At 40.6% G+C, this 16,775-nt stretch carries 17 protein-coding genes; 5 read left to right on the top strand and 12 right to left on the bottom strand.

The window, feature by feature from the left end; genetic code table 11:
* Positions 1-9: 9 nt before the first annotated feature.
* The gene (locus tag R2Q85_RS14090) at positions 10-1,284 is read right to left on the bottom strand and encodes a pitrilysin family protein (protein ID WP_316812435.1); all 1,275 of its coding nucleotides are present in this window, start codon (positions 1,282-1,284) and stop codon (positions 10-12) included.
* Positions 1,277-2,521: a pitrilysin family protein gene (locus R2Q85_RS14085; RefSeq protein WP_316812434.1), complete on the bottom strand. Its 1,245-nt coding sequence runs from the start codon at positions 2,519-2,521 to the stop codon at positions 1,277-1,279. The genes R2Q85_RS14090 and R2Q85_RS14085 overlap by 8 nt, the downstream gene beginning before the upstream one ends.
* A gap of 108 nt (positions 2,522-2,629) precedes the next feature.
* On the opposite strand from R2Q85_RS14085, the gene mqnC reads away from it, so the two are divergent.
* On the top strand, positions 2,630-3,754 hold the full coding sequence (mqnC, locus tag R2Q85_RS14080) for a cyclic dehypoxanthinyl futalosine synthase (RefSeq protein WP_316812433.1): 1,125 nt from the start codon (positions 2,630-2,632) through the stop codon (positions 3,752-3,754).
* Between the two features lie 69 nt (positions 3,755-3,823).
* On the opposite strand, the gene R2Q85_RS14075 is transcribed toward mqnC, so the two are convergent.
* Positions 3,824-4,675, bottom strand: coding sequence for a ferritin-like domain-containing protein (locus tag R2Q85_RS14075; RefSeq protein WP_316812432.1), 852 nt, complete (start codon positions 4,673-4,675; stop codon positions 3,824-3,826).
* Positions 4,676-4,692: 17 nt separating this feature from the next.
* A complete protein-coding gene (locus R2Q85_RS14070) occupies positions 4,693-5,421 on the bottom strand; it encodes a ferritin-like domain-containing protein (RefSeq protein ID WP_316812431.1) in 729 nt (242 codons plus the stop codon).
* 143 nt (positions 5,422-5,564) lie between these two features.
* Between R2Q85_RS14070 and R2Q85_RS14065 the strand changes: the two genes are divergently transcribed.
* The 4 genes from R2Q85_RS14065 (at position 5,565) to R2Q85_RS14050 (ending at position 11,074) form a co-directional block, all read left to right on the top strand.
* Positions 5,565-6,344, top strand: a complete 780-nt coding sequence (locus tag R2Q85_RS14065) for a LytTR family DNA-binding domain-containing protein (protein WP_316812430.1) — start codon at positions 5,565-5,567, stop codon at positions 6,342-6,344.
* Entirely contained in the window at positions 6,334-9,264 is a 2,931-nt protein-coding gene (locus tag R2Q85_RS14060; RefSeq protein ID WP_316812429.1) for a two-component regulator propeller domain-containing protein, read from the top strand. Before R2Q85_RS14065 ends, R2Q85_RS14060 begins: the two co-directional genes overlap by 11 nt.
* 425 nt (positions 9,265-9,689) lie before the next feature.
* Positions 9,690-9,881 (top strand): hypothetical protein, encoded by a 192-nt coding sequence (locus tag R2Q85_RS14055; protein ID WP_316812428.1) that lies wholly within the window; start codon positions 9,690-9,692, stop codon positions 9,879-9,881.
* A gap of 74 nt (positions 9,882-9,955) precedes the next feature.
* The gene (locus R2Q85_RS14050; RefSeq protein WP_316812427.1) at positions 9,956-11,074 is read left to right on the top strand and encodes a GNAT family N-acetyltransferase; all 1,119 of its coding nucleotides are present in this window, start codon (positions 9,956-9,958) and stop codon (positions 11,072-11,074) included.
* 2 nt (positions 11,075-11,076) lie between these two features.
* Here the strand turns inward: R2Q85_RS14050 and R2Q85_RS14045 are convergent, their stop codons facing one another.
* The 8 genes from R2Q85_RS14045 to mce form a co-directional block, all read right to left on the bottom strand.
* The gene (locus R2Q85_RS14045) at positions 11,077-11,406 is read right to left on the bottom strand and encodes a helix-turn-helix domain-containing protein (RefSeq protein WP_015807399.1); all 330 of its coding nucleotides are present in this window, start codon (positions 11,404-11,406) and stop codon (positions 11,077-11,079) included.
* Between the two features lie 28 nt (positions 11,407-11,434).
* Positions 11,435-12,802, bottom strand: a complete 1,368-nt coding sequence (locus R2Q85_RS14040; RefSeq protein WP_316812426.1) for a UDP-N-acetylmuramate--L-alanine ligase — start codon at positions 12,800-12,802, stop codon at positions 11,435-11,437.
* Between the two features lie 9 nt (positions 12,803-12,811).
* On the bottom strand, positions 12,812-13,648 hold the full coding sequence (gene prmA / locus R2Q85_RS14035; RefSeq protein WP_316812425.1) for a 50S ribosomal protein L11 methyltransferase: 837 nt from the start codon (positions 13,646-13,648) through the stop codon (positions 12,812-12,814).
* A complete protein-coding gene (gene tpiA, locus R2Q85_RS14030; protein WP_316812424.1) occupies positions 13,649-14,413 on the bottom strand; it encodes a triose-phosphate isomerase in 765 nt (254 codons plus the stop codon).
* Between the two features lie 49 nt (positions 14,414-14,462).
* Positions 14,463-15,638 (bottom strand): GlmU family protein, encoded by a 1,176-nt coding sequence (locus R2Q85_RS14025; protein WP_316812423.1) that lies wholly within the window; start codon positions 15,636-15,638, stop codon positions 14,463-14,465.
* A 71-nt stretch (positions 15,639-15,709) separates the two neighbouring features.
* On the bottom strand, positions 15,710-15,958 hold the full coding sequence (locus tag R2Q85_RS14020) for a type B 50S ribosomal protein L31 (RefSeq protein WP_084292318.1): 249 nt from the start codon (positions 15,956-15,958) through the stop codon (positions 15,710-15,712).
* Positions 15,959-16,045: 87 nt separating this feature from the next.
* On the bottom strand, positions 16,046-16,333 hold the full coding sequence (locus tag R2Q85_RS14015) for a hypothetical protein (RefSeq protein WP_316812422.1): 288 nt from the start codon (positions 16,331-16,333) through the stop codon (positions 16,046-16,048).
* A gap of 9 nt (positions 16,334-16,342) precedes the next feature.
* On the bottom strand, positions 16,343-16,744 hold the full coding sequence (mce, locus tag R2Q85_RS14010) for a methylmalonyl-CoA epimerase (RefSeq protein WP_316812421.1): 402 nt from the start codon (positions 16,742-16,744) through the stop codon (positions 16,343-16,345).
* Between the last annotated feature and the right edge of the window lie 31 nt (positions 16,745-16,775).

Genomic DNA, 16,775 nt, shown 5'->3' with positions numbered 1-16,775 from the left:
CAGGATAATTTAGTTTTTACCCACTACCACTTTTGTAAAGTTTTCGGTATTGAGGTAGGTATTGGCCAGGGCTTTTAAATCTGCTGCCGAGATGGACTTTACCGTTTCGATATAGTTTTCGTAGTAATTGTAATCGAGACCGGAGAAATATACATTTTTAAACTTATCGGCATGGGAGAAAGCATTCTCCAGGCTACCAAGCATAGCACCCAGCATGTAATTTCTTACCAGCGTAAGCTCATCCTCGGCAACCAGCTCTGTTTTAAGGATATCGATTTCTTTTTCTATTTCCAGCATTGCACTTTCACATACGGCTGTCCCTACTTCTGTGGCAATAAAGAAATAACCGGCATCTTTTAAAGAAGCTACAGCAGAACCAATGCCATAGGTATAGCCTTTATCTTCGCGGATATTGGCCATTAACCTGGAACCAAAATAGCCACCCAGCAAACAATTTAATACCTGGAAACCAGGAAAATCGGGGTGCTTACGGGTAATGGCCAGGGTACCCATCCTGATTGCTGATTGTATGGCTTCAGGTTTATCGATCAGGATCTCTCCTTTAGGACTGTTGGTAAAGCTGAATTTATTGGGTATTGATTGTCCTTTATTGTCCCAGGCCTTTCCGAGAATGGCGTTCAGGGTATTAAATTCCTGCTCCTCAAACTTACCGGCGACAAATATGGTGCAGTTTTCCGGCTTGTAAGCTGCTTTAAAATAGTTTAAAAGGTCAGCCCTTTTCAATCCATCATAATCGGAAAGCCCGATATTGGAACCGTAAGGGGTATCACCAAACAGCGCATTTGCAAAGTGTTTCCTCGCCAGGAAATCGTTCTTTTGCAGGCTTACCTGTAAAGATTGTTTTTGGTTCTGGATAAAAATAGCCAGTTCCTGCTCAGGAAAAATGCTTTCATTCAGGATAGACCTGACAATAGGCAATACTGCAGAGAGGTGTTTATTCAGCGTGTAGAGTTTCACGCAGGTTTGATCGGCGCCATATTCTGTTTGCAGGAAGGCCCCGTAGTAATCTACTTTATCTGCGATTTCTTTGGCACTGAGATGGGTTGTACCATTGTTGATCAGGTGGCTTACGGCAATGGCCTGTAAGGGCTTTGAAGGATCCCAGTTTACATTTTCAAAGATGAATTCAATGCGTACCAATTCCTGTTTACCTGCATTGATGGTGAAAACCGGTATGCCGTTATCCAGTGTTTGTTTTAATGGCTCAATGAAATTAATTTCATCAACCTGTTTTGATTCCGGGGCTAGTGTACGGTTAAGCATCTTTGGCAGTTAAATAGTATAAAGTTGAACATTGTGTTTTCACAAAAGTTTTTTGGGCAGCCAGCAGCATCCGCTGAGGGGTAACGGCCAGGTATTTATCGATTTCGGTATTCAATCCTGCGGCGTCGCCCTGTAATTCGTAGGATGCAAGGTTCATGGCTTTATCCAGCAGGTTCATCTCGGCAAATACCATGATCGATTCCGACTTGTTCTTCACTTTGGTGATCTCCTGATCGGTAACTAGTGCCGAGCTCAGGTAGTTCAGCTCATTCCATATGGCATTTTCTGCAGTTTCCATACTTACGCCTTCCACCAGTTTACCTTCTATGACGAACAGGCCTTCGTCTATACTGCTGGTCACGTAGGCATGGATATCGCTGAACAGCTGCTGCTCTTTAAGCAAGCTATTGTATAAGCGGGAGGATTGCCCCTGGGAGAGCACGTCGGACATCAGGTCGTATACCTGGTATTCACTATCGTTTCTGGCAGGCATTTTAAAGGCCATATAAATGGCATTTAAAGGTACATCAGCGGTAACGGTTTCCTTTCTTTCCACGGTCTGCCGCGGCTCTTTGGGCAAGTTCCTCAGGTACTTTTCTCCTGCCGGAATTGGTGCAAACCACCTTTCGGCCAGGGCTTTTACCGCTGCTGTTTTTACATTCCCACCCACTACCATAATGGCATTTTGAGGATTATAATGCTTTTTAAAAAATGCTTTCACATCTTCCATTTTAGCATTTTCAATTTGCTGCAGGTCTTGCCCGATGGTTGCCCAGCGATAAGGGTGTACGGTATAGGCCAATGGCCTTAATTTCAACCAGACATCGCCATAGGGCTGGTTCAGGTAACGTTGTTTAAATTCTTCACAAACCACGTTACGCTGTGTTTCCAGGCTTTTTTCGGAAAAAGCAAGGCTCAGCATCCGGTCGCTTTCCAGCCAAAAGGCAGTTTCAAGGTTTACTGCCGGCAGGGTAATGTAATAATTGGTGATGTCGTTACTGGTAAAGGCATTGTTCTCGCCACCTACCCGCTGTAATGGCTCATCATAACTTGGAATGTTTACAGAGCCGCCAAACATGAGGTGCTCAAACAAATGGGCAAAACCTGTTTTACCTTCTTCTTCGTCTCTTGCACCTACATCGTATAAAATGTTTAACACCGCCATGGGTGTGGTATCATCTTCGTGTACCAGTACACGCAAGCCATTGGCCAATGTAAAACGATTAAAATCTACCATATTTTGAAAATAATTGCGGCAAAGATAGGAAATATGAGGTGGCGAATTGTGATATTAATGTGAAATAAAAAGAAAAGAACTTATGGCAATTTTAGCTAATTTTGTACCATGAATACTGCCGAATTATTACAGAGGGCTTTGCATTTTGACTTTTTAACAAAAGAAGAAGGTGTGTTTTTATACCATCATGCAGCAACAGCTGAATTGGCTTATGTAGCCAATGAACTGAGAAAAAAGCAAGTACCAAGTGGAAAGGTAACCTGGCAGATAGACAGAAATGTGAACACCACGAATGTTTGTATCGCCAATTGTAAATTCTGTAACTTTTTCCGGCGCCCGGGACACGAGGAAAGTTACATCACTGATATAGAAACCTACAAGCAGAAAATAGAGGAAACCTTTCGCCTGGGTGGTGATCAGCTGCTGTTACAGGGGGGGCACCATCCTGATCTGGGCTTAAAATTCTACGCAGATCTGTTTAAACAGCTTAAAGAATTGTATCCTGATTTAAAACTGCATGCTTTGGGCCCGCCCGAGATAGCGCACGTAGCTAAACTGGAAGGCATTTCACATACGGAAGTATTAACCGCCCTGAAAGCTGCAGGTATGGATTCTTTGCCTGGTGCAGGTGCAGAAATACTAAACGACAGGGTAAGGAGGCTAATCTCCAAGGGAAAATGCGGCGGACAGGAATGGCTGGATGTGATGCGTGCTGCGCATCAATTGCACATTACTACCTCTGCAACCATGATGTTTGGCCATGTGGAAACCATAGAAGAACGCTTTGAACACCTGGTGTGGATCAGGGAAGTACAAAGTGAAAAACCAGCGGATGCCAAGGGTTTTCTGGCCTTCATTCCATGGCCGTTTCAGGATGATGGCACTTTGCTGAAACGCTTACGGGGCATCAGCAATACTATTTCGGGAGACGAATACATCAGAATGCTGGCCTTAAGCCGCATCATGCTGCCCAATATCAAAAATATCCAGGCTTCCTGGCTTACTGTGGGTAAAAATGTGGCAGAGCTTTGCCTGCATGCCGGTGCAAACGATTTTGGATCGATTATGATTGAAGAGAATGTGGTATCTGCTGCCGGTGCACCACATCGTTTTACGGCAAAAGGTATACAGGATGCCATCAGAGAAGCTGGTTTTGAGCCACAGCTGAGGGGACAGCAATACAATTACCGTGACCTGCCCGATCACCTGGAAGAACAGGTGATCAATTATTAGCAGTTAAAAGGAATAAAAAAAGGAAGCGCAATCCTTGCGCTTCCCCATCTTAAAATAAACAAACAAATCTTATAATTTAAATCCTGTTCTAAGGAATAAGTTTGCAATAGTTACGACCTCGGCTTTTGATAAGAACTCGTCAAAACTTTCTACCGCAGCCGCTTTTGTTACACCGGTAGCAATACCCGTAATGGTGATTCCTGCCTGTACATCTGTATTTTCGCGGGCATAAACAGCATCTACTGCCGAAACACCGGTATCATTGGATATACCACCAGGGCCTAAACTGATCCATGGTTTTAAACCAGTTGCACCATTTGCTGCCAGCATCTGACGGATATGGGAAGCATGACGGGCTTCTACTGAGTGAATCTGCAGGGCGGTTGTCAATACAGCATTACCTTTCAATGCCGGGGCCTGACCTTTATACGCCCTCACTCCTGTATCTTCAAATCCCAAAGCAACTTTTAAAAAGGTTACATAATCGTCATAAACCAGGGGAAAAGTTCCACCTGCTGTAAAATCGGTCATGGCATAAGTAATTTCAGCCCGTGCATTACCTGCTAATGCCCCTTTTAATAAATTAACATGCGCCAACTCGTGGTCGCGGATGGTAGTGATCGCTGTTCTCGGAGCCCCCGCAGGAACCAAGTTTGGTGCAGCTACCAATGCATGGTTGTAAAAATGGTATTCCAGGTATTCCAGTGCCAGGGCAAAATTTAATACGTCTGTTACCGCAGCTGGTGTGGTCTGACCATACGCTTTTTGAAACATAGAACCCATCGCCAATGGCAAAGCTGCCAGTGAGATCTTTTTACCCATGTTGAAAAAGTCTTTCATAGCGGCCCTTCTAGGGTTTATACGCTCATAGATTTCTCCGTCGACCTTTTCAATTTCTTCTAATATATTTACGATATTCATGATTTCTGGTTTTAAGGTTAAAGATTGATTACATTAATTTTGGTTTTAATGTACTTGCCAGCGATGCCGAGTACTTTATCTGGTGTTAAGGCTCCATCCAGTCCTTTGGCATTATCTGCGCCCAGGCCTGAGGCAGCAAGGTCATTCAAGTCTGCAAAGCTTCCATTAGAAATTAAATCCCTGACGTAAGCAGCATGACGGGCTTCTACCGAAACAATTTGTCCGGCTATAACCAGGTAAGCATCAGTTTTAATCCTTACACCGGCACCATTATATGCGGCAACACCCAAATCTTCAAATGCTTTTGCGGCGCCAAGCACACTTGTGCGGTCTGTAAAGTTGATACTGGAAAAATCTACTTCTAAACTTCCAATTGCAGCCGGACCTAGTGCTTTTTTAAAGAATTCCCTGTGGGCAATTTCATGAAATTGAATGTCCTGGAAATAAAGTTTTTCTGCCGCACTAAATGTTGATGGCGGATTTGAGGCCACCTGTATATAAAATGCAGCTTCCAGCTGCTCCAAAGCATAAGCATAGTTTAATACACCAAAATCATCTTTAAAATCCAGGGTAGTCCCTGTCATTGGATTTCCGCCGCGGTCCTTTTTACATCCTGCGGCAATCAGCGCAATTCCGGCAGCACCAGCTCCTGCATATTTAAGAAAGGAACGACGCTGTAGGCTGGCGGTAAGTATGCTGCTCTCCTCGAGAACCATATCCAGCTTTTCTTGTTCTAAATTTTTCATAATTGTAGTTTTAATTTTAAGGTTTTTAGGTCATTTTAGGTAAATGTCTTCACCTCACTTACGAAAGAAAAAACCGATTGGTTTTTGGATGGCTTTATATTTATCAAAAAAGTAGTAGATTCACCATATTAACACATAAAGCCGTGCTGAATACTATTATTGTAGATGATGAAGAATTTGCCAGATCTTCCTTGTATTTTTTATTACAGGAAAATTGTGCGCACATACACATTTCTGGCATAGCGAAATCAGTAACAGAAGCCAGGAACCTGTTAACCCAACATACCATTGACCTTATTTTTCTGGATATAGCGATGCCCGGGGAAAATGGATTTGAGCTGATCCCTTATGCCCAATCCAGCAAGGCACACATCATTTTTACTACGGCCTATGATCAATATGCGCTTAAGGCCATAAAAGCAAATGCCCTTGATTATTTGTTAAAGCCAATTGATATTGATGAACTGAAAATTGCAGTAGACAAAGCAATACGGTTTATATCGCTGAATAAAAATGAAAATAACCGGAATGAAAGCCTGCAGAACCTGGCTGCCAACCTTACTGAGCGCAACGAAATCCGCAAAATAAGCCTTCCGAATGGCCAGGGCTATTCCCTGGTAAATATTGATGACATCATACACATCGCGGCTGACAGCAATTATTCTATCTTTTACTTTGCCAACAAAGACAAGATCACTGTTTCGAAGGTTTTAAAGGAATATGAAGAGATCCTGCCGGACAACCAGTTTGTAAGGATCCATAAATCAAGCATCGTTAACCTGAATTACCTGAAAGAATACAATTCTAAGAACGGGCTTGAAGTTATCCTTAAAAATGGGGAAAAAATTGCGGTATCAAGAAGACGTGCAAGTGATTTTGCAGAGAAGGTTAAATTATATACCAGTTTTAACCATGATAAGTAAAAGGCTTTACTGGTCAATTTTGGTTTTGGCCTTATTGCTAAGCTTGGGCCTCCCTTGTTGGTCGCAAACTACTTATTTACAGCATTTCAGTACAAAAAATGGATTACCCAGTAACAATTGCTATTACACACTCCAGGATTCCAAGGGCTATATATGGATTGGAACTGATGCCGGAGTGAGCAGGTTTGATGGCAAGTTATTCGAAACTTTTTCTATAGATGATGGTTTACCGGACAACCAGATTTTGCAGCTCAAGGAAGATAAGAGTGGAAAGATCTGGTTTTTAGCACTTAATGGGCAGTTGAGTTACTTTTATAATGGCAAGATTTACAATGAGAACAACAACCGGCTGTTAAAGCTGTTAAAATTTAATGGTGTCATCGTCTCTTTTTTTGAAGACAGCAAAGGCCGGATCTGGTTTGGCACCAACAAAAATGTATTGGTCATGTGGGATGGAAAAACCATTATGAAATACATTTCAGCCAACCAGGAACGACAATTCATCAATACTTTTGTCCACGAAGACAGGGCCGGAAATATCTGGGCATTCAGCAATAAATGTCAGCGTATCTTTAGCAATATGCAATTTACGGTGGTGCCACATTCCAGCCTGCCGCTATCCTATAAAACTTCCCTGAACCTGCCCGACCGTAAAATGGCTTATCTTGACCATAAGGGTTTGACGGTAAGAAATGGCCGCAGGCAAGATCTACAATTTCCGATCGATACCGCTTTACTGAACAATGATCCAGGATATTTTTTCCTGGACAAGAACGATGACCTATGGTTGAGCAACAGTAATGGCATCTATCATAAGGAACCCTCCGGAAAAACCACCAGGTACCTGAACAACATCTCTTCCAGCCAGGTGATCAAGGACGCTAAAAACAACATGTGGTTTACCACCAGTTCGGGCATCTATATGCTTCCTCAAAAGGATGAGCGCCTGTACCTGTTCGATAAAGACAATGGTTTGAGCTCAGATATGGTTAAAAGTATCATAAAGGACAGCAGGAACAGGTTTTGGCTTGGCCTGGATGAAGGGAACATCAATATCCTGAACCTGAACACTTATGCAACAGAGCAGATCCGCCTGCCTGATAAAAAAAAATACAATTTCATCAAACAACTGGTTTATGATACGCTTCAACATACGGTATATTTTGCGTCTGAATATGGCTTAGGAAGAATAAATAACATTTATAGCAGGCACAGGGAAATTGAATACCTGAAAGAAAGTAACCATGCGAACTATGTGGTCAAAGCTTTTAGCTTAGCCAAAGACAAACGCATGGCACTGGCTTTATCCTCCGGTGTATTTATTTTACCTGACCGCATTAACCAATTCGAATTCAGACTGGACAGAAGTGCTTTCAGTAACCGTTCTTACCGCGTTTTTTATGATAAAGAGCAAAGTTTATGGTTCTCTAATATCACCGGCTTATCGGAGTATTCGGCAGGTAACTTATACAGTTATTATGGGGATAACCTGCTCCTGACCAAGCGTATTAACGACATACAGGAAATGGACGACGGAACCATTGTACTCGCTACGGATGGATATGGGGTCATATTCGTCAAAAACAAACGGATCATAAAATTGATTACACAGAAAGACGGGCTTGCGGATAACATATGTAAACGGCTGTTTGTGAAAGACAATTACGTATGGATCATTACGAACAATGGGATCAACAGGATCTATTTAAAGAATAGCCAGTTAAAGGTCGAATCCTTTGAGTATACCAATTCCATACTGCTTGACGATGTGAACTCCTTATATATAGACAACCGCTATGCTTATTTTGCGACCAACAACGGGCTCATCTATTTTTCATACCGCAGCTCAAATCATGTTAACGAAGCCCCGAAAGTGTTCATCTCTTCCATCATAAATAATAAGATAAAGCTGGAACTGAACAAACAAAACTATAACCTTGCCCCTTCCAATAACAACATTACTTTCACCTACAGCGCCATAGATTTTCAAAACAAGAACATTACCTATCGCTACCGTTTAAAAACAGATGCCAATTGGACTGAAACCAAGAACAGGAGACAGGAATTTTCTTCCCTGGAACCTGGCGATTATGTGTTTGAGTTAAGTGCAAAATCAAACAACAGCAACTGGAGCGCCCCTGCCAAGGTTAATTTTTCATTAAAAAAGCATTTTTGGCAAACTGCCTGGTTTTTGGTAGGCATATTCCTTTTAGCCGGACTGGCCTTTTACAAAGCCGCGGTGGTGGTTACAAAAAGACAAAAAAATAAAGAGCAACAGCAGCTGCTGTTAAAAAACAAGATCCTGGCACTGGAACAGCGTGCGCTGCAGGCTATGATGAACCCTCACTTTGTTTTTAACGTGATGAACTCCATTCAGCATTATATCAATACAAAAGACACCAATTCGGCCAATAAAATTTTAACAGGTTTTGCAAAGCTGATTAGAAAGAACCTGGAAATTTGTACAAAAAGCTTTATTAGTCTGGATGAAGAGCTGGAATACCTGGAGCTGTACCTGAGCCTGGAAAAGAAAAGATTTGGCGAAAAATTTAAATATACCGTACAGGTAAGCCCGCTTATTGATAAAGAAGAAACCATGATTCCTTCTATGATCCTGCAGCCTTATATAGAAAATGCAATATGGCATGGCTTAATGCCCAGAGAGGAGGGCGGAAAAATTGACATCTTGATTGACCTGCATGGGGAAGATCATTTGTCCATTAAAATCATTGATGACGGCGTTGGAATTGAAAATTCATTGCGCAGTAAGAAGGGACACCACCAAAGTAAAGGGATGAGCCTGACCAGGGAAAGGATAAATTTATTGAACCAGATTGAAGCAAATCCGGTACAGATCGAGATCAGACAAAACGGTATTTCGGGCACTTACGTGTCTATATTGATCCCATTAAACCACTAAATTACCGTTTACTCAATTATTCATACCACTTACTAACTTTATAAGAATCCTTCTGTAATTAGCATTAAACTTGTTATAGATATTAAAACAAACAGTAGTTTGTAAAAAACGTTCTTATAGGATTGATCAAGATATTTTTACCTAACCTAAAACTATATCTCAATTCAGGTTTCATTTGTGTGTTAAAAAATGGTAAAGTTCATAGCTTTACCATTTTTTTTGCCCCTTCATCTCCTTCTTTTTTGTAAAGGACATCCCGCTAAAAATTGTGTATATTTTTTTTCAAAAAATTCTTTGAGGAATTTCTTTTTGTCTTACTTTTGAAAGGCTGAAAATTAAAAAAAAACATCGTTCTTTTGATTTAAAAAGATTTTTAGTAAATTTAACATATCAATAAAACACTTTACGGAATTATATTTTTTGTAATGAAAACTCCAAAAAAACCAATCAACAAAAGTCAAGCAGAAGATCCAGAAGAAGAGCTGGAAGATTCGTATGAAGGAACAAGTAAAAAGAAGTCATATGACGACGATGAGGATGACTTTGACGCGCCATTAGATGACCTGGACTCTTTTGACAGCTTTGGTTCGGACGACGATGATGACGACACTTATTAACAGGTAAAAATAAAGTTCAAAAAGGCATCCTTATGGGATGCCTTTTATTTTAACCCTATTCCTATTAGCCTACAATGCAATTAACAACCGTATCCGGAAAGCGTTCAGAAAAAGATTTTTTAGCCCTTGCCCGATTGATTTATAAGGATGACAAAAACTGGATCTGCCCCCTGGATCAGGATATTGAACAAATATTTGACATCCATAAAAATCCTTTCTTTAAACATGGTAAATGTATCCGTTGGATATTACAGGATAACAGTGGCAAAAGCATTGGCAGGATTGCCGCCTTTATAAATGATAAAAAAGCGTGCCAATATGAGCAGCCGACAGGAGGTATTGGCTTTTTTGAATGCGTAAACGATAAAGCTGCTGCTTTTTTGTTATTTGAGACCGCCAAATCCTGGCTCAGGGAAAATGGCATGAAAGCAATGGATGGCCCTATAAATTTTGGAGAAAATGATTCTTTCTGGGGATTGCTGGTGGAAGGCTTTACACCACCATCTTATGGGATGAATTACCATCACCCCTATTATCATGACTTTTTTAAAGCTTATGGATTTAAAACGGAATATGAGCAGATCACCAACCATTTAGCGGTAAAAAATCCTTTTCCGGAACGTTTTACAAAAATAGCCAATTGGGTGGCCGCTAAACCGGGTTATACATTTGAGCATTTTTCTAAAAAAAATGCGGAAAAGTATGTGAATGACCTCATGGAAATTTACAATGATGCCTGGAAAGATTTTGAAAATTTTGTACCCATCAAAAAAGAAACGCTGGAAGAAAGCTTTAAAAAAATGCAGACCATCATGGACGAAAAACTGATCTGGTTTGCCTATATAAATGGGGAACCCGCCTCATTTGTGGTCATCATTCCGGATGCGAATCAGATGATCAAAGGGTTTAACGGAAAACTGGGACTGCTACAAAAATTCCAATTTGTTTACAGGCGTTGGCTTGGGGTAAACCGCATGCGAGCCATTGTCATGGGCACCAAAGCAGCCTATCAGAAGCATGGCCTGGAATCGGCCTTGTTTATTAAACTAAAAGAGTATGTATTGCCAATGAACCAGTATGATGAATTGGAATTGTCCTGGGTAGGCGACTTTAATGACAAAATGCTGGCTATCCATCAAGCAACAGGTGCCACTTTTGGAAAGCGGCACCTGACTATGCGGAAAATTTTTTAACGCTATTTTTCTCTTATTTCTTCATAAAGATCTATCACTTTCTTCTGAAGTTTGATGATCTCTTCTTCTCTTTGTGCAAGCTTTTCTTTTAAGCCATTAATTTCTTCGAAATTAAGTGATTGAGGATTTTCTCCTTCTTTGGATATGATGTCCATCGTAGAGACTTCAAAAAGATTGGCAATTTGTGCCAGTCTTGAAATGTTAATATCAGTGATACCAGTTTCAATTTTTGAGAACGCCGGGATTGAAATATTTAGACGTTTAGCCACTTCCCCCTGGCTCCAACCATTTTTTTGGCGCAGTTGTCTAATGTTTTTTCCAATGATATTCATATTTTAAATTTAGGTGTGTAATCTTGTATTATATTCCTTGTTCATCTGTATTCAACTCGCGTGCCAATTTAACCAGATCGAGTGCACCAAAATTTCCAGAACTCATCAAAAGTAAGTTTGTACGATAAAAATTTACCTTTAATAAACATTCCTGTAAGGCTTCAGGCTTATTAAAAAACTGTAATTTATCACTTTTAAATGCGGTCTGAACATCATCTTTGCTAAAAGGTTCCAATTTTTTATGCTGAAAAGTTTTTTCATCAATGTATACAATTGCAGTATCAGCAGCTTTCATCGTATCGGCATAATGCACTAAAAAGTCTTTATTTAAGCTGCTAAATGTATGTAACTCTATACACGCTGTTAATTTTCTGTCGGGAAACTGGGCCTTCACCGCTTCAATAGTAGCTTTCAATTTTGATGGCGAATGTGCAAAATCTTTATACACATTGGTCTGGTTAACACTGCTCAGCAGTTCCAGTCTTTTTGCAGCACCAATAAAAGAGCTGATGGCAGCATCAAACTGACCACTGTTAATATTGAGTTGCGCACAAATTAATTTAGCTGCGTTAAGGTTCATTAAATTATGGTCACCAAATACTTTTAGCGGCGTTTCTCCAGGCATCAGGTAAGTAATGCCATCTTTAACCAGATGTCCGGGAATTTCATAAGCAATTTTCTCTACGTCAGCCCTGGCTTCCTCCACAACTTTAACCAGGTCCTTATCGGTCTTGCAGTAAATGAGTTTACCTCCTGATTGTATCGTATCAATAAACAATGCAAATTGCTTTACATAGTCTGCATAGGTTTTAAACACATTGATGTGGTCCCAGGCTATTCCGCTGATCACAGCAATGTTTGCTTTATATATATGAAATTTAGGTCGCCTGTCTATTGGAGAGGCCAGGTATTCATCGCCTTCAATTATAATTAAAGGTGCATCGCTGCTCAACTTTACCATAGTGTCAAAACCCGCAAGCTGTGCGCCAACCAAATAATCGAAATCTCTTTTATAGTAGTTCAGCACATGCAGTATCATGGCTGTTATGGTTGTTTTACCATGACTGCCGCCTACAACCACCCTGAGTTTATCTTTACTCTGCTCATAAATATACTCAGGGTAAGAATATATTTTAAGTCCCAGTTGCTGGGCCCTCAGCAATTCAGGATTATCTGTAAGGGCATGCATGCCCAAAATCACAGCATCCAGATCAGCTGTAATGTTGTTTTCATTCCAACCCATCTCTGCTGGCAAAATGCCATATTTAACCAATCGGCTGCTGGCGGGTTCAAAAATAACATCATCTGATCCGGTAACGTGGAATCCTTTTTTGTGTAGTGCTATGGCCAGGTTGTGCATGGCACTACCTCCAATGGCTATAAAATGTATACGCATTGCTGAAATCTATTTTGTAAAATAAGCTGCCACCCAATCACCCATCTTTTTATGATCAACGTATTCGATCCCAAAAGGTTTACATGCGGTCTTAATCATATCCAGATCCGGTGATTCGTAAAAACCGCTAAAGAAAATGCTTCCTCCCGGTTTCAAAACGGCTGCATAGGATGGGATCTGGTCTAACAGGATATTGCGGTTGATGTTGGCCAGAATAACGTCAAAATCTATTGCAGGGATAACTTCTTTGCTGCCATAAAAGGCTTCCATATGAACAATATTGTTCAATGCAGCATTTTCAATGGTGCTCTGATAGCAGACTTCATCATTGTCTATTGCTACCAGCTTCGACGCTCCTTTTTTTGCCGCCAGAATAGCAAGGATTGCTGTTCCACAGCCCATATCCAATACAGCCTTACCCTTTACGTCTGCATCCAGCAAATACTCGATCATCATCGTTGTGGTTTGATGATGCCCGGTACCGAAAGCCATTTTCGGATCAATAACGATCTCATAAGCATACTGTGGCTCTGGCTGATGAAAGGTTGCACGTACATAACACTGATTGGAAATGAGGAGTGGTTCAAAATTCTTTTCCCACTCTTCATTCCAGTTTTTTCCGGCAATTTCAGCAGCAACATAGCTGCATTGAAATTCTTCAGCATGTTGTTCCAGTAGATTTTTCAGTTCATCCTCTTTGTAGGTACCGGCATCTATAAATGCCACAAACCCATCGTCTGTATCCTGAAAAGTATTGAAGCCGATATCAGCCAGGTCGGCAATCAAAAGATCCTGCTGGTACTCCTCAATGGCTGTAAAACTAAAGGTTACCTGTATATACCTCATTTAAGAATTAAAAACTTTAACGATATCCACAAAATCTCTTGATTTTAGTGAGGCGCCACCAATTAAACCTCCGTCAATATCTTTCTGGGCAAATAACTCTGCAGCATTTTTAGGGTTGCAGCTTCCTCCGTAAAGTATGGTAGTAAGCTCCGCCACTTCAGCATTATAACTGGCAGCAATTTCATTCCTGATAAAAGCATGTACCTCCTGGGCCTGATCGGAAGAAGCAGTTAAGCCTGTTCCAATTGCCCAAACTGGTTCGTAAGCAATTACAATTTTAGAAAAATCGGCTGAACTTAATTCAAAAATCCCTTTCTCCAGCTGGGCTTTTAACACCTCAAAATAGCTGTCATTGTTTCTTTGTTCCAGTGTTTCTCCAATGCAAAAAATAGGGGTCAACCCATGTTCCAATGCTTTCACCGTTTTTTGGGCCAGCAGCTCATCACTTTCTCCAAAATATTCACGTCTTTCGGAATGACCAATGATTACATAATCGCAGCCTACAGACTTAACCATACCTGCAGAGATTTCACCTGTATAGGCACCACTATCGTTCTGGTGACAATTCTGTGCCCCAACTTTAACAACATCAGCGCCTAATTTAGCCAGGCTGTTTAAATGAATGTAAGGAGCACAGATAATTGCGATCTGATCGCCTTTTTTCTCATCTCTTACCATATTAACTATTTCTGAAAATAAGGATATGCCGGCAGCATAATCCAGATTCATTTTCCAATTTCCTGCAACTATTTTTTTTCTTGTCATTATATATTGTATTAGTAGGTTTCTTGTTATTAATTCAAATTCAGGTCAGTTAAAAGTACCGGTAGCTTTTGGTCATTTCGAAAATAGCAGCTAAAATGTCTTGTTCTGTCTGGTCAAAGGCAATGTTTCTGCGTTCATAAACCTTTTCTGAGGTTTCAAACATTTTGTTCAGGCTGTAAGTGTCGAAGCCATGTGCTCCGCCCCAGGCGAAATCAGGAATGAAATTTCTGGGGAAGCCCGCACCAAAAATATTTGCGCTGACCCCTGCAACCGTTCCGGTATTGAACATGGTATTGATGCCACACTTGACATGATCGGCCATAATCAGCCCGCAAAACTGTAAACCGGTTTTACGAAAAGTTTCAGCGGCATAATCCCACAACCTGACTTCAGCATAATTATTCTTTAAATTAGAATTGTTACTGTCGGCGCCAATGTTACACCATTGCCCCATTACGGCATTACCCAAATAACCTTCATGGCCTTTGGAAGAATAGCCCCAGATTACAGCGTTGTTAATTTCGCCACCAACACGGCTATAAGGGCCTATGGTAGTTTGTCCATAAATCTTGGCGCCCATTTTTACCTGCGAATTGTGGCACAGCGCAAAAGAGCCCCTAATGTGACAGCCTTCCCATACCTGTGAATTTTCTCCGATATATATGGGCCCGTTTAAACTATTGAATGTGGAACATTCGGCTCCCCCTCCCTCCTCTACAAAGATCTGGTCACCCATTAAAATATTGGTATGGCTAAGCAGTCGGGAAGTTCTGCCTTTTGTCAATAACGCAAAATCCTTTTTTAGTTCTGTATCGTTATTTCTGAATATATCTTCAGGAAAAAGGATCCTGACAAAATCCCCTGAATAGGCTTTAGGTTTTAACTGCGCCGCTATACCCGGGATATGGTTTGTTCCCGCATCAATTTTATAAGCAATCAAAACATCGTTCTTATGGAGCGATTCTCCGGTTTTGATTGCCGAAATTGCTTCAAGCAACGCGTAATCGGGACAGACCGAGCCATTGATATACAACTGAACGTCTGGAAGCGCAGGGTATTTAACAGACAGGTATTCGGCGGTAATAAAGCCATACGATGCACTTAAATGTCTCTTCCACTTTTCAGCAATGGTCAGAATTCCTACACGAAGATCTGCAACAGGCCTGGTAAAAGATAATGGACGCAGGGACAGCCAGGCATTATCATCAAATAAATTGATCATCATAAGTTACAAAAATAAAAAAAGTCCCGAAGCAACAGCACCGGGACTTTAAATAATTTTTTATTTGTGTATAATTACTTTTTAGCGTAACGCGTTTTGAATTTATCGATACGACCAGCAGTATCTACCAATTTCATTTTACCAGTATAAAAAGGGTGAGAAGTATGAGAAATCTCTAATTTATATAAAGGATACTCGTTGCCATCTTCCCATTTGATAGTTTCTTTAGTATCTACACAAGATTTAGTTAAAAAAGAATACTCGTTTGACATATCTTTAAACACTACAAATCTATAGTTTGATGGATGCAGATCTTTTTTCATAATATTATTATATACTTATTTGTCGCTTATTTTTAAGGATGCAAATATCAGTATTTTATTTTTTAATCGCAAGTATGTGTGGAAAAATTATCTGCTGTATTTTTTCCTGGTTTCGATCTTCTCTTTTTGCCGGCTGATGTAAGCATCGGCTATCACTTCAGCCGAGGGCAAACTGGAATTGCTGATGAGCAAGGCCTTTAGCTTTTCTTCGTTCACATCTGTGCGGTAAAGAATATTCATCATTTTAGAAATATTATGGTCCAGCAGATAAGCAAAGGCCTCGACCAAACGCGCACGCAACAAGGTTTCATACAAAACATCATCTATCTCAAAATCTTTACCTACTATCAGGCTTAAGGACTTAAAATCTTCCATTGACTATTATTATTTAATCTCCTGACACAGTTCTACCAATACTCCATTTGTACCTTTCGGGTGCACAAAACAAACCAGCTTGTTATCCGCCCCTTTTTTTGGTTGTTCATTTAACAACACAAAACCAGCTGCTTTTAGCCGATCCATCTCTGCTACGATATCGGGTACATCGAAAGCAATGTGATGAATCCCCTCTCCTTTTTTTTCCAGGAATTTAGCAATCGGGCTTTCAGCAGTGGTAGCGGTCAGCAATTCGATCTTATTTTCCCCGGTTTTAAAAAACGCAGTATTTACACCTTCTGATGCGACCTGTTCCTTTTTATAGCAGGCTGTACCCAGTAATTGTTCGTAAATGCTACAGGAAACATCCATATCCTTCACTGCAATACCTATATGCTCTATTTTTATCATCTTAATTGTTGTTTTTCTATTCATCCGGTTT

Source organism: Pedobacter heparinus, from assembly GCF_032678725.1.
Taxonomy (GTDB): Bacteria; Bacteroidota; Bacteroidia; order Sphingobacteriales; family Sphingobacteriaceae; genus Pedobacter; species Pedobacter heparinus_A.
This window is presented reverse-complemented; position numbering and strand designations above follow the sequence as displayed.